20 protein-coding genes are annotated in these 19,001 nt (G+C 37.9%); 11 read left to right on the plus strand and 9 right to left on the minus strand.

The genetic code is table 11. The features are described 5' to 3' along the window. Positions 1 to 55: 55 nt before the first annotated feature. Positions 56 to 598 (minus strand): glutathione peroxidase, encoded by a 543-nt coding sequence (locus tag N523_RS0111480; protein WP_028835101.1) that lies wholly within the window; start codon positions 596 to 598, stop codon positions 56 to 58. A 120-nt stretch (positions 599 to 718) separates the two neighbouring features. On the opposite strand from N523_RS0111480, the gene N523_RS0111485 reads away from it, so the two are divergent. Beyond that, positions 719 to 1,600, plus strand: a complete 882-nt coding sequence (locus N523_RS0111485) for an NAD(P)-dependent oxidoreductase (RefSeq protein ID WP_028835102.1) — start codon at positions 719 to 721, stop codon at positions 1,598 to 1,600. Positions 1,601 to 1,838: 238 nt separating this feature from the next. On the opposite strand, the gene sbcB is transcribed toward N523_RS0111485, so the two are convergent. The 5 genes from sbcB to N523_RS19365 all read right to left on the minus strand — a co-directional run bounded on the left by sbcB (position 1,839) and on the right by N523_RS19365 (position 6,057). After that, positions 1,839 to 3,284: an exodeoxyribonuclease I gene (gene sbcB / locus N523_RS0111490; protein WP_028835103.1), complete on the minus strand. Its 1,446-nt coding sequence runs from the start codon at positions 3,282 to 3,284 to the stop codon at positions 1,839 to 1,841. A 317-nt stretch (positions 3,285 to 3,601) separates the two neighbouring features. Further along, positions 3,602 to 4,090 (minus strand): putative phage abortive infection protein, encoded by a 489-nt coding sequence (locus N523_RS0111495; RefSeq protein WP_028835104.1) that lies wholly within the window; start codon positions 4,088 to 4,090, stop codon positions 3,602 to 3,604. Positions 4,091 to 4,393: 303 nt separating this feature from the next. Beyond that, positions 4,394 to 4,645: a hypothetical protein gene (locus N523_RS0111500; RefSeq protein WP_028835105.1), complete on the minus strand. Its 252-nt coding sequence runs from the start codon at positions 4,643 to 4,645 to the stop codon at positions 4,394 to 4,396. Position 4,646: 1 nt separating this feature from the next. Then, complete coding sequence (locus N523_RS19560) at positions 4,647 to 5,831, minus strand: hypothetical protein (RefSeq protein ID WP_197019872.1); 1,185 nt, start codon at positions 5,829 to 5,831, stop codon at positions 4,647 to 4,649. Positions 5,832 to 5,856: 25 nt separating this feature from the next. After that, complete coding sequence (locus tag N523_RS19365; RefSeq protein WP_331280068.1) at positions 5,857 to 6,057, minus strand: S24 family peptidase; 201 nt, start codon at positions 6,055 to 6,057, stop codon at positions 5,857 to 5,859. Between the two features lie 538 nt (positions 6,058 to 6,595). On the opposite strand from N523_RS19365, the gene N523_RS0111510 reads away from it, so the two are divergent. Both N523_RS0111510 and N523_RS0111515 read left to right on the plus strand, forming a co-directional pair. Next, positions 6,596 to 6,877 carry a PepSY domain-containing protein gene (locus N523_RS0111510; protein WP_028835106.1) on the plus strand — a complete coding sequence of 94 codons (282 nt, stop codon included), beginning with the start codon at positions 6,596 to 6,598 and terminating at the stop codon, positions 6,875 to 6,877. 1 nt (position 6,878) lies between these two features. Beyond that, positions 6,879 to 7,400 carry a cytochrome b/b6 domain-containing protein gene (locus N523_RS0111515; RefSeq protein WP_036950451.1) on the plus strand — a complete coding sequence of 174 codons (522 nt, stop codon included), beginning with the start codon at positions 6,879 to 6,881 and terminating at the stop codon, positions 7,398 to 7,400. 284 nt (positions 7,401 to 7,684) lie between these two features. On the opposite strand, the gene N523_RS0111520 is transcribed toward N523_RS0111515, so the two are convergent. Beyond that, positions 7,685 to 9,814 carry a pre-peptidase C-terminal domain-containing protein gene (locus N523_RS0111520; protein WP_028835108.1) on the minus strand — a complete coding sequence of 710 codons (2,130 nt, stop codon included), beginning with the start codon at positions 9,812 to 9,814 and terminating at the stop codon, positions 7,685 to 7,687. Positions 9,815 to 10,326: 512 nt separating this feature from the next. Here N523_RS0111520 and N523_RS0111525 point away from each other — a divergent pair. Together N523_RS0111525 and N523_RS0111530 are read left to right on the plus strand one after the other, a co-directional pair. After that, the gene (locus N523_RS0111525) at positions 10,327 to 10,665 is read left to right on the plus strand and encodes a hypothetical protein (RefSeq protein WP_028835109.1); all 339 of its coding nucleotides are present in this window, start codon (positions 10,327 to 10,329) and stop codon (positions 10,663 to 10,665) included. Next, the gene (locus tag N523_RS0111530; protein WP_013465129.1) at positions 10,658 to 12,001 is read left to right on the plus strand and encodes an SPFH domain-containing protein; all 1,344 of its coding nucleotides are present in this window, start codon (positions 10,658 to 10,660) and stop codon (positions 11,999 to 12,001) included. Before N523_RS0111525 ends, N523_RS0111530 begins: the two co-directional genes overlap by 8 nt. A gap of 76 nt (positions 12,002 to 12,077) precedes the next feature. Here the strand turns inward: N523_RS0111530 and N523_RS0111535 are convergent, their stop codons facing one another. After that, positions 12,078 to 12,323 carry a hypothetical protein gene (locus N523_RS0111535; protein ID WP_013465128.1) on the minus strand — a complete coding sequence of 82 codons (246 nt, stop codon included), beginning with the start codon at positions 12,321 to 12,323 and terminating at the stop codon, positions 12,078 to 12,080. Positions 12,324 to 12,669: 346 nt separating this feature from the next. Between N523_RS0111535 and N523_RS0111540 the strand changes: the two genes are divergently transcribed. The 3 genes from N523_RS0111540 to N523_RS0111550 all read left to right on the plus strand — a co-directional run bounded on the left by N523_RS0111540 (position 12,670) and on the right by N523_RS0111550 (position 15,614). Beyond that, complete coding sequence (locus N523_RS0111540; RefSeq protein WP_028835110.1) at positions 12,670 to 13,968, plus strand: porin; 1,299 nt, start codon at positions 12,670 to 12,672, stop codon at positions 13,966 to 13,968. 182 nt (positions 13,969 to 14,150) lie between these two features. Continuing rightward, positions 14,151 to 14,996: an HDOD domain-containing protein gene (locus tag N523_RS0111545; RefSeq protein ID WP_028835111.1), complete on the plus strand. Its 846-nt coding sequence runs from the start codon at positions 14,151 to 14,153 to the stop codon at positions 14,994 to 14,996. A gap of 207 nt (positions 14,997 to 15,203) precedes the next feature. Next, complete coding sequence (locus tag N523_RS0111550) at positions 15,204 to 15,614, plus strand: hypothetical protein (protein ID WP_013465125.1); 411 nt, start codon at positions 15,204 to 15,206, stop codon at positions 15,612 to 15,614. A 74-nt stretch (positions 15,615 to 15,688) separates the two neighbouring features. Here the strand turns inward: N523_RS0111550 and N523_RS0111555 are convergent, their stop codons facing one another. Beyond that, the gene (locus N523_RS0111555) at positions 15,689 to 16,588 is read right to left on the minus strand and encodes a LysR substrate-binding domain-containing protein (protein WP_024601610.1); all 900 of its coding nucleotides are present in this window, start codon (positions 16,586 to 16,588) and stop codon (positions 15,689 to 15,691) included. A 124-nt stretch (positions 16,589 to 16,712) separates the two neighbouring features. Between N523_RS0111555 and N523_RS0111560 the strand changes: the two genes are divergently transcribed. The 3 genes from N523_RS0111560 (at position 16,713) to N523_RS0111570 (ending at position 18,935) form a co-directional block, all read left to right on the plus strand. Further along, on the plus strand, positions 16,713 to 17,165 hold the full coding sequence (locus tag N523_RS0111560; RefSeq protein ID WP_028835112.1) for a DoxX family protein: 453 nt from the start codon (positions 16,713 to 16,715) through the stop codon (positions 17,163 to 17,165). Between the two features lie 78 nt (positions 17,166 to 17,243). Then, positions 17,244 to 18,194 carry a glutathione S-transferase family protein gene (locus N523_RS0111565; RefSeq protein ID WP_024601612.1) on the plus strand — a complete coding sequence of 317 codons (951 nt, stop codon included), beginning with the start codon at positions 17,244 to 17,246 and terminating at the stop codon, positions 18,192 to 18,194. Positions 18,195 to 18,227: 33 nt separating this feature from the next. Then, positions 18,228 to 18,935 carry a pirin family protein gene (locus N523_RS0111570; RefSeq protein WP_013465121.1) on the plus strand — a complete coding sequence of 236 codons (708 nt, stop codon included), beginning with the start codon at positions 18,228 to 18,230 and terminating at the stop codon, positions 18,933 to 18,935. The last annotated feature ends 66 nt before the right edge of the window (positions 18,936 to 19,001 follow it).

The following is a 19,001-nucleotide window of genomic DNA, read 5'->3' on the forward strand; positions in this document are numbered from 1 at the left end:
CATAAACTATTCTTACTATAGATGCTTCACTCTTGTTGTTTTAATTACGACAGGATTATTTTAATGCAGCCGAACGGACTCCTAAACGAGCGGTCGTCGGTTTTATAACGGGCACTGATTCTAAGCAGCTTGTTATTACATTATGTAATGACTCCGGTTTAGTTCGCGGTGCATAGCGAGCAACCAGCTGCCCTTGTGCATTAACTAAAAACTTAGTGAAGTTCCATTTTATTGCTCGGTTTTGTGCAATACCCCGTGTATGAGACTTTAAATAACCAAACAGTGGATGCGTATCTGGGCCATTTACCATGACCTTATTAAACACCTCAAAATTAATTGAAAAATGTTTTTGATAATAGTCTTTAATGGCCATTCCCTCTAATGGCTCATTTTTATCAAATTGATTACACGGAAAGGCTAAAATAGTAAACCCATCGTTTTTGTATTGTTGATATAGCTTTTCTAGCGCGCATAATTGCGCAGAAAAATGACATTTACTGGCGGTATTAACAATAAGAACCGTTTTTCCTTTTAGCTGACTCAAAGAAAAATCATCGTTATTACAAAGTGGTGCGTTAAATTGATAAATACTATCCATAGATTACCTACCTAATTTCCGTATGAGGGAAATTTTAAAAGACTTTCATTCGCTTTTTTAGCGGCCGATTGACATAATCGAGCTTATGTTTCTAAGTTATCAGTTAAATAGGTCATTTTTATGTCAGTAAAAATTGCATTTATAGGTTTAGGCGTAATGGGTTACCCAATGGCAGGGCATCTAGCAAAAGCGGGGCACAGCGTATGTGTTTATAACCGCACAGCAGCTAAAGCACAAAAATGGGTTGAAGATTTTAACGGCAGTTTTGCACCTACCCCGCGTGAAGCTGCAAGTGGTGCCGATATGGTATTTATGTGTGTTGGCAATGACGACGACTTACGGTCAGTGGTATACGGCGATGATGGCGTTTTAGCTGGTATGGACAAAAACACGATTTTAATCGATCACACAACTACTTCTGCTGAGGTAGCGCGTGAAGTTGCGGCAAAAGCGGCTTTACAGCATATCGATTTTATTGATGCGCCAGTATCGGGCGGTCAAGCAGGTGCTGAAAACGGGGTATTAACCGTAATGGCTGGTGGCAACGAAGCGGTATTTGCTAAAGCACAACCTATCATGGCGGCGTTTAGCCGTTTTAGCCAGTTATTAGGGGAAGTTGGATCTGGACAATTATGTAAAATGGTCAACCAAATTTGTATTGCTGGTGTAGTGCAAGGCTTAGCTGAGGGCTTACATTTTGCTAAACAAGCAGGGCTTGATGGCGAAAAAGTAATAGAAACCATTTCTAAAGGCGCAGCTGGTTCGTGGCAAATGGAAAACCGCTACAAAACAATGTGGGCAGGCGAGTACGAGTTTGGTTTTGCTGTAGATTGGATGCGTAAAGATTTAGGTATTGCACTCGATGAAGCTAAAAATAACGGTGCAACGCTGCCAATGACTGCAACGGTCGATCAATACTACGCCGATGTACAGGCTCTTGGCGGCGGCAGATACGATACCTCAAGTTTACTAGCGCGTATTGAAGCACTGCATAAAAAGTAATGTAATTGGTAAAAGTAAACTTTTCACAAAAAGGGTAAGAGGTGCTGCGCTTTTAGAGAAAGTGATAAACATAAACAGTAAATGTTGGTTTTATGCGTTTCTCATTTACGCCTCATTTGCTTCTCTTTGTGAAATAAATTTTACTTTGTTTGTAGTGGTACAGTTACTTAAAACAAAAAACGCGACACTTTATTGCTAAAGTGTCGCGTTTTTCATGGGTTATATACACTAAAGCAAATTACATACTTTGCGCGTAGTTATATAAGGCCTTTAAAATTGTAAGATTTTTTTCGCTGTCGTCATGCTCGTGCGCTAGGTTTTCAAGAGTGATCATAAAATCTTGTGCGCTGATTGAGGGTTGATCTTCGCCGTGCATTAACTTGCTTTGGCAATATTGACGCCATTGATCAAGCTCTTGTTGGTTTAGTGTTTGTGGCCAGTTACGGGCGCGGTATCTAAACAACAAAGTATTAAATTTAGGATCTTCAAATTCAAGCTTTAAACTTGCCAAGTCTTCAGGTTTTGCGTCACGAATAATCGCAAATTTAGCTTTATCAGCATGGCTAGTAAACCCATCGTAAAGTAAATAATCCACGTTCGTGGTAGCGCTGTAATCGCCTTGCTCATTAAATACTTCAGTGACTTTATCGCGAAGCTCGGTATTGGCTTTTAAAATGGCTAAATTAGCCAAGCATTGTTCACGGTCAATACCCAAGCGAGCAGCGTTTTCAGGCAGTAGCGTTTTAGCAGGTGCTAAAATAGGGCACTTGTTTAAATGCACCAGTTTTAAACCTACCGGTAAATCACCCTCTGCTAAATCTATACGTTTGGTGTATAAACGCTTGCGTAGCTCTTCTACATTTAAATCAAGTAATACCTGTGGGTTTTGGGTTAAATCAAAACAAATAACTGCGTTTTTATTAACAGGATGAAAGCTCATAGGTGCCACCCACGTGGTACAACCCTGGGTTGCTGGAATACGTGATGAGGTATGCACTAATGGGGTCATGTTAAATACATCAACCAATTCAGCGAGTGCTTTTTTACCACGCAAACTAAAAAAGAAGTGATACAGCTTAGGCTGCTTTTCTTTTATTAATTTAGCCAGTGCAATGGTAGCCGTTACATCGCTTAGTGCATCATGAGCAGCGGCATGTTCAATGCCATTAGCTACGGTTAAATGCTCAAGTTTAAAACTTGGGCTGCCATCTTCTTTTAATGGCCACTCAATACCCTCAGGGCGCAGTGCATAGCAGGCACGCACTAAATCTATAATGTCCCAACGGCTGTTATTGTTTTTATATTCACGCTCGTACGGGTCGTAAAAGTTACGATAAAAGCTATATCGGCTTACTTCATCATCAAAGCGAATACTGTTATAACCAGCCACACAGGTATTGGGCACGCTAAATTCGGCATGAATTTTAGCAATAAACTCTGCCTCAACTAAGCCTTTTTGCATCGCCACTTGTGGGGTAATACCGGTAATTAAACACGCCTCAGGATGCGGTAAATAATCCGCTTGAGGCTTACAGTATTCAATAAGCGGCTCGCCAATAATATTTAAATCAAGATCGGTGCGCACACCTGCAAATTGGCTCGGCTTATCCTTTTGCGGGCTTGCCCCCCAGGTCTCGTAGTCGTGCCAATAGATTGTTGCTTGGTTTTGCTCTTGATAAGCCATTAAAAAACCCTATAAGTTAGCTTGAAACGGTTTATATACCGCCAAGTTACTAAATTTATGAATTATTTAGATTATGGCATAGGGTGACAGGAGTTTATAGGTTTGGGTGTTAAAACGAGTTTTATTATAAAAAAGCCCTTAAAAGCGTTTACTGACTAGATCGTTTACTTTTGAGAGGAATTAAGTATTCCCACCTTCATGAATGCACGCATGAGCAAGACTTTCAAAAGCAGAGGTAGATATGAAATCCAGGGTTAAATGAAAGTAAATTATGCTGAATAATGTAAAGCCCGCTAATAAATGCGGACTTCTGAGTACTACTGGTCTACCAAGTTTTTGAACTTACAATATTCCATAATTTGAGAGTTTTGCCCAAAAGCAGACTTAATGAGCTTACCACTACTATCTTTTGAAAGGTACTGGTCTATTTCATTACTAGTCAACTGCAGGGTTGGGTTATTTATTGTGAAAGTTGCGATGTTATCAGTATCTAAAGAGTAGGTAATATCTAAATGTTCGAGTAGCTCGAAATAAATTACTAGCTTTTTGAATTGACCATTGCCAACACTAGAGCATAAACAATTCAAAAGTAGAAGTGTTAGCTCTTGGTTTGATAGTTGAGCTCTTAAGATATTGCTGTACTTCTTTTGAGCTGGATAATTTGAAATACTCGTTTTTATAAGTTTAAGAACTTGATAAAGGTTTCTAAAATAGCTGCCAAATTCTTTGTTTTCATATAACAGAAAAGCATTGAAAATATGTACAACTGATGAATTGTAACCAACCTGCTCGTGAGCATTTTTCATTTAAATCAGTAGCTTATTTAAACTAAACACTCCATGTTTTTGTAAGTTACCACTGACAGTTTGAAAGTAAGGGATTTTTAGTTCAGAACTTATAGCATCGTGTGAATCACTATAACTATAATTGAATCTATCAAGTAGGCGACTATGCAATTTCAACATATTAAAAAACGTAGTTTCAAAGCTTTGAAGTGCTAATAAAGTAGCTTGTTCTTTTAATGCATTTGAGGAGTTGGCAAGTTCGTCATGAGTTAGTCTAAGTTCTTCATTGCTTACTTGAAGTGCTCTTTCATTTTGCTCTATAGCTTAAGTGCCTTGTTGTATTGCTTTTTCACTTTGCTCTAGCGCTTTTTTATTTTGCATTAACGTATAGGCAATTAAAATTAAGCTGAATAGGGCGAACATAGGGTTTAGTACACCACCAAAGAAGTCCCCAACCGCACCCCAATTACCAATATTAGATGCAAAACCAAAACCAAAGTGAGAAATAAAAGCAGTAATTGCAATTACCGCACTCATTACTGCGATTATACAAATTATTTTAATGAGCTTTTCCATGCTATCCCTTACCTTTAAGTGTGCTAAGCAGTTTACCTATCTGATCCATGCCATCAAATGTGCTAGGGAGATTTTCAGCATCGCTAATAATCCCGCTAAATATAAGATTTTCGAACTTTTCTAAAACAGCAGGATCATCTTTTTTAATTTCTTTCGAGTAATCAGCGTAGTTTTGAATAAATTGACAAAGAGTTTGTCTAAGCTCTACCTGAAGAACTTGAGCCTTTATTGATTTATAGTTGTGTAGCACAACTCTGAAAAAGTAGAGCAAGATTATCTCTAACGAGATAAGCGGTAATAAGTTTAGTAGGTGTATCGAAATAGCAGGGCTCTGATTAATATCGTTAGGGTTGTATATGGAGATCATAGCGGACAAAGGAAATACAACTAATGAAAATGCTAATACAATAAGAAAATAAAAAGTATTAGTAGCTTCTTTTTGTTTACGCTTTGCAAGCTCATTAAAGCCCTTGTATAAACCAACAAAGTTAAATGCAGTTTCTTGTTTATCTAACGTTTCTTTTAAGTTATTTACGGTTTGCTCTTTCTCACTTAGTTCATCTTTAAACTTTTTTATTCTTTCCATAATTGTATCTTCATAAGATTCAATTTTTTCAAATGTAGAGTTGGCAACCTTGTTTTTTTCATCGAACTCAGAGAATAACTTTATTTCTTCTGAATTGAATAGGTTCTTTAACATATCATAGGGGACAGAAAACACTATATCATTCACTTTTTTTCTGAAGTGAGAACTGAAATATTCATTTTTTGAATTATCAGCAGTATTAACTCTTATTCTTTCTAAAGATTGCTCATTGAAAATGGCGCTATACACGAGCTCTTCATTTCTTCTAAAATCGACCTCGTAAAATAACCTTATACAGCAGAGGTATATTACTTCTGTAGGGTTCTGTAAATTTTGAACATTATCAGCACTCAATTTATTGAAATAACTGCATATCTTTATTAATTCAGTTGATAGCTGCGTTTGACCTAAAGTAAATTCATCCCAAGTTTTAGGATAGTTAACAATCTCTCTAATAATCGATAATGAGTCTGTAAAAAGACTAAAGTTATTATCGTTAATATTAAAATCATTCTTAAGTTTTAATCTATCATCATTACCCCAAAACTTCCTTAGAGTAAGCTCTAGCACTGCGCTATTATCTTTGTTTTCAAAAAACATGTATTAGTCCTTTAATTATCTAATGTTATAGAGACTTACCTATAAATATAACTTTTCCCACTAACGTACAATTACCATTAATCGGTATTAACTGTTCTGGCCAGTTGGGGTTGGCGGCTTTTAGGAATTTGTGGCCACCTTTGATTATTAGCTGTTTAAATGTGGCTTGATTGTCGTCTAGGCGGGCTACTACGTACGAACCATGGATGCATTCAACTACAGGTATATAAAAATCAAATCACCTTCATCAAACTTTAGTTCTATGCTAATGCCATGTACTTTTAATACAAACGTAAACACAACGAGCGTTCAAGTATTTCGAAATCGAAGACTCTAATCTTGAATCTATCAGAGAACACTTTCACTAAAAAATATCAAAAAGCACAACGCCAAGTTACTAAATTTATGAATTATTTAGATTATGGCATAGGGTGACAGGAGTTTATAGGTTTATACTAATTTTGGTATTAAGAGTATGGGGGGCTACAAACTTAACATTACATATAAAAGGGTAGCCTTATGCCAGAAAGTTACATTTTGATGATATGGGCCAAGCTTGCTTTGAAGTATTGTTTTGTATGAAGAGTAATACTTAAATAACCTATCACGTTAAATAAATTTAAACTTATTAATGGGGATAAGTTAATTCCTTTGCCATAAATAAAGGGGGACGAATAAGTTAAGTACCGATAAAGCGATTGATCCTGTTATTTAAGGCACGTAGTATGATTAACCGACAATCCATTTTTAACAAGGATATTTTAATGAAAGCTAAACTTTTAATCACATCAGTAGTAAGTGTATTTTTACTTGCAGGTTGCGGTGTTGCCAACGAAACCACTCAATGTACGAGTGAGCCAAACGAAAATTGGATGGAGCAACAGGAATTTAAAAATAGCTTAACCGCGCAAGGTTATAAAATTAAAGAGTTTAAAGTTACCGAAGGCAATTGTTACGAGCTATACGGTAGCGATGTTAAAGGAAGCAAAGTAGAAATTTACTTTAACCCCGTTGATGGTAGCGTAGTTAAACAGGAAAACCATTAATTTGCGATCTACATTAGTAATTTGGGATCCCCTTGTTAGGGGGATCCATTGGCTTTTAGTGATTGCTTTTTGCTTGAATTATTTTTTACTTGAATCGGGCAGCGACGAGCATCAAATTGTGGGTTATGTTGCCTTTGTGGCCGTACTAATTCGCCTTGTTTGGGCTTTTTTTCGTTCTGGTTTTGCTAGTATTAAACAGATTAAATTGCGACCTAGTGATTTTAAATCGCACTTTAAACACTTAAAAAACAGAAATGTGCCGGAAAACTCTGGCCATAATCCGTTAGGCTGGTTAATGGTGTTGGCAACATGGTTATTATTTATTGCACTTGCCACAACGGGTTTTTTACTAGAAGAGACAGATTACTTTTTTGGTAGTTCACTTGTTGAAAATATTCATTCAATACTCGCTAACAGTTTGTATTCAATTGTAATAGTACATATTGCCGCAATTGTATTGGTTGGTTGGTGGGGGAGAGTTTCTTTGATAACTCCTATGATTACCGGCAAGCGAAAACCCTAGTACCAAAGCTGGAGCATCTGTGTACTTTTTTTAAACTTTAATTTTTGGCAGTGTGTTTGGTTTGAAGGTGCTAAATAGTATTTGATGGGTGGGTATAACTCGTTAATAGATGATGAAACCTTATTTACTAGGCATACGCTGCCCACATAGCTTTCCTTAGGTACGTTTAAGTTAAGCCAGAAGAATAAATAAAAACCAACAAAGATTGCTGTAAAATGAAACTAGCTAAAAGTGAAAAGCACTGCAGGTATACTGGAGTGCTTTGTTTAGGGTAATGATATTGTCTATTTTGCAGTAGCGACAAGCTTAACCCAGTCATAACTGAGCATACCTAGTAAGCCGATTTGTAATGATTGACCAGCACTAACGGCTAGAGTGCAGCTTTCGTTGTTGCCGGTGTTTTTTGATAGGCAATCATATTGTGTTTGCGTGACAGCACCATCTGCTTTTACGTACAGGCTGATATCTCCTTGGCTACCTGTTGTGTTTATTGTTACAGATGTTTTTCCTGTAGGAACCACATAGCTATATCGTTGCCAAAAACCAGGAAATCCATAGGCGCGAGAAGCAATAATGGTGCTATCTCCCGTCGGTGGTGTGCTGTTTTCATAATCAGCCATAATAGTGACATTACTGTAGCTGCTATAGGCTTTAAGCATAACGTAATAGCGACCTTCTCCTTGACTCACGTTACAGCTTTCAGTATTACCATTTCTAAATGGTCGGCAGTCGTAATCGTTTGTGCTCGGTACTGTACTCTTTTTAACGTATAGGTCTGCATCACCTGAGCCACCTGATATGCTCATTGTAATGTTCGTGGTATTTGCAGGCACATCAATATAGTAGATACTCTCTTGATTTATTGCTGCACTTTGGCCTGTTAATGCTTGGCCTTTAGTTAATTCAATTTCTGTTGAGGAACCATCGGAAACACTAATAGTTTGGGTTAGTGTATTTGTATTATTATTACTATCTTGAACGGTAACAGAAACGTCGTAGTCACCCGCAGAGACAAAACTATGCATCACAGTTGCGCCTGTATCGGTTTGATTATCGCCAAAGTTCCAACTGTAGTTAATGATTGTACCTGCGGAGCTGGAACCAGTTGCATCAAAATTACACTGTAATTGTTCACAGCTGTATTCAAAACGTGCGGTAGGTGGCAGTGGTGTAGTACCGTCGTTATCGCCAACAGGCACTGTGTTATTAAAGTAAGTTGCGACTTGGGGCCAAATCTTACTTATTTTGGCGCCTTTATTGTAGCATCCGCCTAAGTGATGAAGTGCAATAACACGATTACTTGATGCTGCAACAACAGGAGAACCGGAAGAGCCACCTATAGTGTCACAATAGTATCCAATATCAGTATTACTTCCACGCCCATTCGTTGAGGGGGCATTAACTTGGCACAAACCATTGGTGTCTTGATCCGATTCAATCGACAGCTCCTTAGGATTACCTGAACCATGTTGCGGAATATAAATACGTTCACTTTGCTGTGCGTTTCGCACATCAAGCCCTAAGTAGCCAAACTGTTCAATATTGGCAAAGTCATTAACACTAAATAGGGTGTAATCTAACGTGTAGTCAGTTTTAAAAAACTCCTTGCCTGTCACTTTTACAATGGTTTCTTTAGTTGTTCCATTACAACTTTTATTTTGGTAGTTAAACCACACTTCAGTAGAGGCAAGCTCAGATGCAGTCTCTATACAGTGGTTATTGGTAAATAACTTATTATCGCTGCCAACGCGCCAACCGGTACATAAGCTGCGGCCACCAATTACTAAGCGTGCTACCGGGCGGCTGCGGTCAAACTCTGTTGGATTGGAATTAGCCCAACACTGCACATCTTTGCGCTCATTAATACCGCAGGTAGACAAAGGGGCTGGTTTATTTTGTTCATTGATATTTATATTGGCGCTTTCAGTGCCGTAATAATAGCTATCAATAACACCAAACTGGTGTTGCTGCTTACTGTTTTTTGGATCAGGGTAATACTCAATGATAACGCTGTCATTTGAAACCGACATAGAAGAAAATGAATGCACACCATCATCCCCGTTTAAGCTATCGATCGTTGCAGCGCCCATATTGTCATTACTATATTCATAACGTTCTGAGTTGTCTTCACTTCTGACTACTAACTTTGCGCTACCATTTAGGTCCACCTGACTAAAGTGCAGTTTTATATAATCAGCATTGGGATGAGATACAGTTTGAGTGATTACGTGTCCTTGCGCAGTTTCGATAGCAAATTGCTTAGAAAGTTTTATATTAGTGTCAGCCTGTTTGGCGATTGTAGTTTTCTTTGCTTCTTGAGTGTGTTGTAAAATAGTGAGCTCATCGATTGCAGCAAAACTGTATTGTCCATAGATAGCTGTAGCGAGCAATGCTGCGTATTTACATTTATTCATCTTTATATCCTTTTCACTAATAAGTGGTTTGATGTAACGTAAATGATCAACTGCATGCCCATGTGATTTAATTTTGAGCAAATAACCAGTACCTAATTTACATACTAAGGGTAGGTCGCATTTTAATCTTCGCCAGTAAAAAATTTAAATTTTTTTAACTTTACTCGGAAATTATTGCAATTTTCACTTTGAGATCAGCTCATTTTAAAAAGAATAAATGGCTTAGTATTCAATGTGAAAGTTTAAATACAAGATGTTCACTGTTGAGTCTAAAAGGCTGTTACCAATACAGGTAATAACTTTTACTAACACTCACTAAAAGTAATATTGTAGATATTGAGACTTCTGATATTGAACTTTTATCTAATTTAATTTTTACAAAAATATACACAAGCCAAGTTTTAATTCTGTTATTTGGGTCGTTATTCTGTAAAATTATCGGCTTAACACCTGTGACCTAGCCGTTACATTTGTTGTTGGGGTTAATTATTCAATTAATATAAGCAGACGTTATGATTTTTTATATTATTGGGTTAAGTACGCTTGTTATTATTTTGTGTGTGGCGCTTTATGTGATTTACAGCAACATACGAAAGAGCCGAGTAAGAAAGTCAAAAGAATATAATGTGTTATTTGATAAAGACACCATTATTGATGAACTCATTGCTCAACTTAGCGAGAAAAACCAAACCCAAGAAAACCAAGAAAAAACAATTAAAGGCAAACAAGAGATCCTTGCAACTTTTATAGACTTGCATCGCTCGGGTAGTTTTTGTGCGCATTTAAGCGAACAAGAAATTACGTATTTTGTTAAAAAGAAACTAAACATGGAGAGTACTAAAAATGGATAGCGAGCAACAAGCAGTCGCTGAGGCAAAAAATACCTCATTTATGGCACGTTTTGGCCGTCGTAATGTGATTTTACTAACATCCGTTGTTGTGGTGTTAGCCGTGATTGCAACATTAACGTCGCAGGTTATTTCATGGAATGAAGCCGATGAACGGCTAGTTCATCAGTCAGCTTTTACCGGTAATTTAACGGTAATAAATCAAGCGGGCCCTTACTTAAAAGCATTTGGTACGACATCAGCCTATAAAAAAGTTATTTCAATTAACTTTACCGGCGATAGCAGCGCAACAGCCAGTGCCATTGTACCACTCATTCCTATTCGGTTCTTAGATACCACGACCGGTGGGGCACGCGGTGTTTCCCGCTTTAGATTACCTGGCAACGTACCCGCTAGTGAATCGGGTGCTTTGCGTGGTTTATTAAAAATTCATGAAGAATTTGGCTCCCAAGAAACCCTAATTTCTAACCTTTTAATGCGTGCAACAACAGAAAATGTAAAAGCGTCGGCTCGTATGATGTCGGTGGAGCAACATTATTCAGGTGGTAATGGTCAATTAAGCCAAGATTTTTCTGATCAACTTACGAATGGTATTTTTGTTACTGAGCAAATTATTAGTACCGGTGAGCGTGATAAGTCAGATGATTTAAGTAATTTAAGTAAGCAACAACGCGTTACCATTAATATAAAGAAGGATGCTGAAGGTAATCCGCTACGTAATGCGCCTATTTTAGGCTCTTATGGGATCACAGTCGTTGATGCGAGTATTATTGATATTGATTACGAAAATAAAGTAAATGCACGTTTAGAGGCGCAAAAACAAGCGGCTGCTGATGAAGCGCTGGCAAGACAAAACCTTAAAAAAGCAGAGCAACAAGCACGTACTGAAGTGGCATTAGGCGAACAAGCGATTGCAAAGCAAAGAGCTGAGTCTGAAAAGCTAAAAATTAAAGAGCAAATTGATGCAGAACGAATAAAAGCGAATGCGATTATTTCTGCCCAGCAACGTGTAGCTGTTAAAGCGGAGCTTGCAAAAGAGCAAGAAGAAATTTTAAAACAGCAACGCTTAGAAGCATTAGGTATGGACGTTTTAGCTGAAGCACGTTTACGCGCAAAATCAGCAGCGCTTGATCCTAAGTATGTATTTGATGAAACACTTAAAGCAGAAGTTAAAATTCAAACGGCTTTATTTAATAGCTTAGGTAACAGTCGCTTAGTGCCTGAAATTGTTATAGGTGCAGGGCAGGGTGAGCAAAATAATGGTTCTGAATTTATGCGCTTACTGGCGGCCGACGCGGCATTGAGCCTTAAGAAGCGTTTAGAAAAAGAGAAAAAATAAACGTTAAAAATCATTATAAAGCCCTAGCTTTAATTGCTAGGGCTTTTTTTGTGGTATCGCTTTGTAAGTGGTGAGTTTAAAACTTAGGACACAAAGCGTGGCTAAAGCCTTTTTCGGTTAGCAAAAAAGTGGCGCTGGGCGTCGAAAATATATATTCCTCATGAAGAAGAAACGCAATTGTTCCTTTTATTTGCTCACCTTGATGATCTGAGGCATCGCTAATTAATTGTTCAGGATCTAACTGGCTTGGGCTTGGAAAATTATTATAAAGATGCTTAAAAATTAACGTAGCAATTGTGTTAAAGGTATCGTTATTTTTCATTTTTGGAGAATCCTTAATTTATATATGTAGCAACAAACTGGCTGTTTTAAATATGATTTTTAAATAATAACACATTAAAAATAGGTACATGATCATCCTACTATTTTTTTAAGCTTTAATTTTGCAAGCTGCTGCTTTCATTTATTAAAATGATGATTAATTGTCATGCTTACCCTGCTAAAAAGTAGTGTGTGTTGCTGGTGTGTTGCGCAAAATCATAAAGTGTAATTGAAGAGTTGTAAAAATACGTTATCATTGTAAAACAACATGTAAAATCAAGCAGGTACTTAGCTCACGCTGACCAAGTTCGAGTTAATAACATCAACAAGGCAAGCAAGGACAAATTATGACACCTATGAAACCTTTAGCACTGGCAGTGGCTATGGTTGTTTTTTCACATCCGGCACATGCAGATACAGATCTTGATAAAGTAAAGCAGCAATTAAGCAGCTTACAAAAACAAGTGGAAATGCTGCAAAAGCAACTTGCAAAAGCAGAGCAAAAAAGTGAAAAGACAATCGAGCGCACCATTGAACAGAAAGAAGATATAGCTGAAGTTAAAGTAGCTAAACATGAACACAAGCCTCAGGGAATTAAAATTGGCGGTGCTGTTCGAACCAACTATAGCCACACCTCGTATGATGACGACAATAAAAATCGCGGCGGCGATTTTGACTTTGATATTTTTCGCTTAAATTTCTCAGGCGATGTGGGTGATGTAAAACTAAACGCTGAAATTCGTTTTTTTGATTACATGACAGCTGTTAAATACGCCTATGCTGCTTACGATTTTGCTGATGATTGGCAAGTTCAAGCAGGTATTACTCAGGTTCCTTTTGGTAACTGGCCTTACAATTCACATAACTACTTTTTCAGCACTAACTATTACGTAGGCCTTGAAGACGACCACGATTTAGGGGTGTTATTTAAGCGTAAAATTGCCGATAACTGGCAGCTTGATTTAGGCTTTTTCAAAAATGATGAATTAGGTGGTGTTGATGGTTATGTAGATAACCGCAGCGATCGCTACTCATACGATATTGTTGGTTTTAGAGAAGCTGGTGATGGTGTTTACGCTGAGCCGACCAATCCAATTGGCGAATATAATACGTTCTCAGGTCGTTACGGCTACCACATAGAGCATGAGGGTGGTAAAACTGAAATTGGTGTGTCAGCGCTTGCTGGTGGCTTGCATGATGGTGTTGACCGCGCAGGTGACTATAACGCATGGGCGCTTCACTTAAACAGTAATATGGGCCCTTGGAACTTGCAATTACAACATGGCGAATACAACTACGATATTGATAACGTAAACCGTATTGCTGTAGGCGCTTACTCGTTTTACGATAGCATGGCAGCGGAAGCAACTATGTCGAGTGCAAACGTAGCATACAGTGTGCCGGTGCAATGGGGCGCAGTAACAAACTTACAGTTTTATAATGACTACAGCGCTATTTACGACAAATCAGACAACAGCAGAGATACCTGGATGAACGTAACCGGTTTTTCGGTTGCTGCAGGTGGTTTATTTACATACTTTGACTTAGTTCATGGTAAAAACATGCCGTTTGTTGGTGGTTCATTAGCGGGCGATAGCAGCGAAACTGAACGCCGCTTCAACATTAATATTGGCTATTACTTCTAATAAGCTAGTATTCAAAGCACACGTCTATATACCGGGCGTGTGCTGCTTTGGTTTTAAAAATTATTTTTACCCTACCAATTTCAGCACCTACAAATTGATAAATCTCTAATCAACTTCTAGTATAAAAGTTCAAATGGAATTAAATAAATAATCCATATAGCTTAGCTGGAGGCTAGACATCGATGTTTGTCGTTAATGAGCAGGTATTATCTGATGTAAACAAAAACTTTATTATTCCCCCAAAACCGCAAATTTTAGATGATCTTGATAGATTAGCACATCAAAATGAGCCGTCTTTAATGGCTGCTGCAGATATAGTTGCTAAAGATGTGGCCATATCGTCTGCTATTTTAAAAATTGTTAATTCACCCGCTTACGGCTTAGTGCGAAGCATTGCTGACATAAAACAAGCCATCATGTATTTAGGTTGGAATGGTATAGAAGCACTTATTCCTGCGCTTAAATTAAAGCAAATGTTTTTACAAAAAACATGTTGTATTAGTTTAGAGCGTTTTTGGGATAACGCGTCTGAAATTGCTAATGTAAACATGATTGTTGGACAGCGAGTAAAAAATAAAATTCCAGTTGAATATTTATACACACTCGGTTTATTTCATGATTGCGGCATAGTTCCGATGGCGATTAAATATGACGACTACGTCAATGTGCTGCATGGTTCAAATAGAAGCAGTAAAGAAAGTTTAGTTGATATTGAAGATCGTGTTTATGGCGCTAATCATGCCATTATCGGCTATTACTTAGCATCGAGTTGGCATTTACCAAGAGATATTTGCCAGCTTATTCTACGCCATCATGATTTAAGTTTACTTGAGGACACATCCGATCCTAATCAACAGCTCTGTTTTTGTGTGTTAAAGCTCTCTGAAAGCATAGTAAATAGTATTTTACGTGATGAAAAAATTAAAGATTGGGAGCGCCTTGAACCGTTTATACTTAAAAAGTTAAATATGTCTGAAGATGAATATATTGATTTACAAGAAGAAGTTATTGATTACTTAAATCAGTAAATAATCATGCCGGGTTTGCAGCCTAGTTAAACGAGCGGTTATTTGTCGCTTTTATTAAAACGAATATGCTCAGTTTAATTAGACTAAAGTCTATAGGTTAGTTTTTTTCACTTATTGGTTTGTTTTTAATCGTTTGTCGAGATTAAGTAAACACTCTAAAGTTTAGTTGTCGGCAACAAGCACGACTAACCAAATAGGAAACTAATCATGAAACGCTCACTTATCAAAACCATCGCTCTTGGCTCTTTATTAACTTGCTCAGCTGCTGTAATGGCTGATCAAAGTGACTACAAGTTAATGGTTATTGAAGAGGCTGCAACAGCCCCACAAGAATTCGAAGTTGCATTTAACAGTTGCGCATTAAATGTAAAATCAAAAAACTACAGCCAAGCTGAAGAAATTTGTTCAAAAGCAATTACATTATTACAGCAAAGTACAGGCCCACGTTTTAAAGTACGTGAGCTGACCTCATTTGCTTTAAGTAACCGCGGTGTTGGCCGTTTAATGGCTAAAAACGAAACCGCAGCGTTATCTGACTTTTACGAAGCACAGCAAATATCAGGTAACGAGTTAGTGTCGCACAATTTAACACGTGCTAAGCAAGATCTTGCTCTATAAAATCTATTAGTGATTAAAAAAGCCCATGCTAATTTAGTTAGCATGGGCTTTTGCATTTATGTAGTTGGCTTATTTCATGTCTGTAAATTATTGTCGATTAAAAGTTGAGTCAATTTTTTTAATCCTTTACCTTTGTTGGTTATTTTCCATGCAAGGTATAAGTCTTGAATAGGACGTGGTTCAATGAGCTCCACAACATGAAGTTTTTTAGCTTTAATATGTTCAGCAATAAGGTTTACTGGTAAATAACCAATCCCGATTCCCGATAAAATAGCGGTAATTTTTTGTTTTACGGAGCTTACATAAAAACGTTGACTACCTTCGATTAAATTAGCTGACCACGGAATACTTTGTTTTGCAGAGTCATGAACTATCACTGTGGTGTATTGACCAAGCTCACTAGGCTTGATGGGTTTTTGCTCTTTTGCTAAAGGGTGGGTTGGGTGAACCACAAGTACATTTTGAATATCCGTTATTTTCACTGCCCTGATCCCTTTTTGAGCAGGCACGGGGGCGGGTGCACCAATCACTAAGTCAACATTGTCTTCTATTAACGCCTCCCATGTACCGCTCATGACCTCTTCTTTTACATCAATTTCAATGCTTTTATGTTCAATTAAAAATTGTTGCAAAGCAGCAAAAACATTAGTTACGTCAATAATTGAGTCACAAGCAATCCGTATTCTAGGCTCCCAGCCATTAGCTATGGTTTGTGTTTGCTCCGATAAATTATTTATAGCATTGAGCACTTTACGCCCCTCGCTCAGTAAATGTTTACCTGCGGGGGTTAAAACTGCTCGCCGACCTTGGCGCTGAAATAAAGTTACATTTAATTGCTCTTCAAGTTTATTAACAATATACGACAGGGCTGATGGCACTTTATTAAGTTGTTCTGCAGCGGCTGCATAACTGCCACGATGCTCAATGGCGTCTAATACCAGTAAAGCTTCTATGCTAATAGGGGGTGTATTCATCATCATACCAAATATTAACTGTTCAAAATATTTGAACATATAAAGCAAATAATAGGAGTTATTTAATTTTAATTCAACTTATATAATAGCTGCATAATCAACAGAAACAATACAGGTAAACATTATGACGATTAAAAATATCACAGCTGCCATCACAAAAACTGAACAGTCTTTTGCAACACTACCATTAAGGCTTATTGCAGGATTAGTGTTTAGTGCTCATGGGGCACAAAAACTGTTTGCGTGGTTTGGTGGCTATGGCTTGGAAGGCACAGGGCAATGGATGGAGTCGATTGGCTTAGCACCGGGCTATTTAATGGCATTAATGGCGGGTGGCGCTGAATTTTTTGGTGGGTTACTACTCATCGTTGGTTTTTTGGTGCGTCCTGCGAGTTTTGTACTGGCTATCACTATGGTGGTTGCTATTTTTACCGTACATATAGATAACGGCTTATTTATGAGCAACAACGGTTACGAGTTTGGTTTATCGTTGTTGGCAATTACCTTGGCCTTATTTATTCAAGGAGCTGGAAAGCTATCCCTTGATGGAAAAATTCATAACAGATTAAACCAATAAGCTGATCATATAACTGATTGAACTTTAAGCTGCCAATCTGCGTAAGGTTGGCACATTCTACATACTTAGGAGACGGACATGGGATTACTTGTTAACGGTGAATGGGTCGATAAATGGTACGACACCGAAAAAAGCGACGGTAAATTTGTACGTCAAGACAGCCGTTTTAGGGATACTATTTCATCTGCGCCACAAAGCAAATTTACCCCTGAGGCGGGGCGTTATCATTTATATGTATCGCTGGCGTGCCCATGGGCGCACAGAACGATTATTTTTCGTAAATTAAAGCAGCTCGAAGATATTATTTCTATGAGTATTGTTGAAGCCCCCATGATGGAAAACGGCTGGGAATTTGGCGAGCAGGGCGATCCACTTTATAACTTAGATTACGCCTATCAATTGTATTTAAAAGCCGATCCTAGTTATGAAGGGCGGGTTACTGTGCCGATTTTATGGGATAAAAAAACGCAAACTATTGTAAATAATGAATCAATAGAGATCATTCGTATGCTTAATAGTGCGTTTAATGAGCTCACTGGCAATACTGATGACTATTATCCAGAGCCACTTCGTGAAGAAATCGAAGCCGTGAATAACCGTGTCTATAACACCATTAATAATGGCGTATATAAAGCCGGTTTTGCTACTACACAAGAAGCTTACAATGAGGCTTACACCGCACTATTTGATAGTTTAGACTGGCTAGAAGCGCGTTTAGCTAAGCAGCGCTATCTCGTTGGTGATGTTATTACAGAAGCTGATTGGCGTTTATTTACAACCCTTATTCGCTTTGATGCGGTGTATCACGGGCATTTTAAGTGTAACCGTCAAAAATTAAGCGAGTTTCACCATATTAGCAATTACGTTAACGAGCTGTACCAAGTACCGGGTGTTAAAGAAACAGTCGATTTAGAGTACACAAAGGTGCATTACTATGTAAGCCACTTAACGATTAATCCAACACAAATAGTACCGCTGGGTGCAAAGCATCATTTTGATGCTCCACACGACCGTGAACGTCCATATTAATTAATTAATGTTTATTCTTTTTGAGGAAAGACCATGATCAATCATTATCCAAAGAATAGTTTAGGCAGTGCCGATCACGGTTGGCTTAAATCTAAACATCATTTTAGTTTTGCACATTACTATAATCCGGCACGTATGGGCTTTGGTACATTACGCGTTGTTAATGATGATTGGGTTGCACCTGAAATGGGATTTGGAGCGCATCCACACAAAAATATGGAAATTATTAGTTTCATACGCAGTGGTGCCATTACTCATCAAGATAGTATGGGTAATAAAGGCATAACCGAGCAAGGTGAAGTGCAGGTAATGAGTGCAGGCACAGGCATTGTGCATTCTGAGTATAACCGTACGAATGAGCCACTTACTTTTTATCAAATTTGGATTCAAAGTAATAAACAAGATGTGCCGCCGCGTTGGGAAAGTAAAAAATTTCCGACCGACGTAGCTAACGAGCTTACGCTTTTAGTGTCGGGTTATGCAGAAGATGCGGGTAACACCTTATTTATCAATCAACAAGCACGTATTTATGGTGGAAAGCTTGCAAAAGGTACCACCATCACTCAGCGTATTGATCATCAAGCTTATGTACTTGCATCTGATGGTGTATTTACTGTAGATGACAAAAGCAGTGTAATTACCATGAACAAAGGGGATGGTGCTGAGGTCACTCATGCTGATTTTATCACGCTAACTGCAACAACAGAGTGTGAAATAATTATTATTGATACACTAGCCTAGGCTATTCGGCTTAGTTGGGTTTATCTTAATGGCGCAGTAAACACTGCGCCATTGTTTTACAAACAT

This window comes from Pseudoalteromonas sp. 23_GOM-1509m, from assembly GCF_000518425.1.
GTDB lineage: Bacteria > Pseudomonadota > Gammaproteobacteria > Enterobacterales > Alteromonadaceae > Pseudoalteromonas > Pseudoalteromonas tetraodonis.

Excerpts from the sequence above, each read along its gene's own strand:
- N523_RS0111550 (WP_013465125.1), top strand. The coding sequence starts at position 15,204 with ATGAAACGCTCACTTATCAAAACCATCGCTCTTGGCTCTTTATTAACT.
- N523_RS0111540 (WP_028835110.1), top strand. The coding sequence starts at position 12,670 with ATGACACCTATGAAACCTTTAGCACTGGCAGTGGCTATGGTTGTTTTT.
- N523_RS0111525 (WP_028835109.1), top strand. The coding sequence starts at position 10,327 with ATGATTTTTTATATTATTGGGTTAAGTACGCTTGTTATTATTTTGTGT.
- N523_RS0111535 (WP_013465128.1), bottom strand. The coding sequence starts at position 12,323 with ATGAAAAATAACGATACCTTTAACACAATTGCTACGTTAATTTTTAAG.
- N523_RS0111530 (WP_013465129.1), top strand. The coding sequence starts at position 10,658 with ATGGATAGCGAGCAACAAGCAGTCGCTGAGGCAAAAAATACCTCATTT.
- N523_RS0111520 (WP_028835108.1), bottom strand. The coding sequence starts at position 9,814 with ATGAATAAATGTAAATACGCAGCATTGCTCGCTACAGCTATCTATGGA.
- N523_RS0111485 (WP_028835102.1), top strand. The coding sequence starts at position 719 with ATGTCAGTAAAAATTGCATTTATAGGTTTAGGCGTAATGGGTTACCCA.
- N523_RS0111500 (WP_028835105.1), bottom strand. The coding sequence starts at position 4,645 with ATGGAAAAGCTCATTAAAATAATTTGTATAATCGCAGTAATGAGTGCG.
- N523_RS0111495 (WP_028835104.1), bottom strand. The coding sequence starts at position 4,090 with ATGAAAAATGCTCACGAGCAGGTTGGTTACAATTCATCAGTTGTACAT.
- N523_RS0111565 (WP_024601612.1), top strand. The coding sequence starts at position 17,244 with ATGGGATTACTTGTTAACGGTGAATGGGTCGATAAATGGTACGACACC.
- N523_RS0111480 (WP_028835101.1), bottom strand. The coding sequence starts at position 598 with ATGGATAGTATTTATCAATTTAACGCACCACTTTGTAATAACGATGAT.
- N523_RS0111560 (WP_028835112.1), top strand. The coding sequence starts at position 16,713 with ATGACGATTAAAAATATCACAGCTGCCATCACAAAAACTGAACAGTCT.
- N523_RS0111570 (WP_013465121.1), top strand. The coding sequence starts at position 18,228 with ATGATCAATCATTATCCAAAGAATAGTTTAGGCAGTGCCGATCACGGT.
- N523_RS0111545 (WP_028835111.1), top strand. The coding sequence starts at position 14,151 with ATGTTTGTCGTTAATGAGCAGGTATTATCTGATGTAAACAAAAACTTT.
- sbcB (WP_028835103.1), bottom strand. The coding sequence starts at position 3,284 with ATGGCTTATCAAGAGCAAAACCAAGCAACAATCTATTGGCACGACTAC.
- N523_RS0111555 (WP_024601610.1), bottom strand. The coding sequence starts at position 16,588 with ATGAATACACCCCCTATTAGCATAGAAGCTTTACTGGTATTAGACGCC.
- N523_RS0111510 (WP_028835106.1), top strand. The coding sequence starts at position 6,596 with ATGAAAGCTAAACTTTTAATCACATCAGTAGTAAGTGTATTTTTACTT.
- N523_RS19560 (WP_197019872.1), bottom strand. The coding sequence starts at position 5,831 with ATGTTTTTTGAAAACAAAGATAATAGCGCAGTGCTAGAGCTTACTCTA.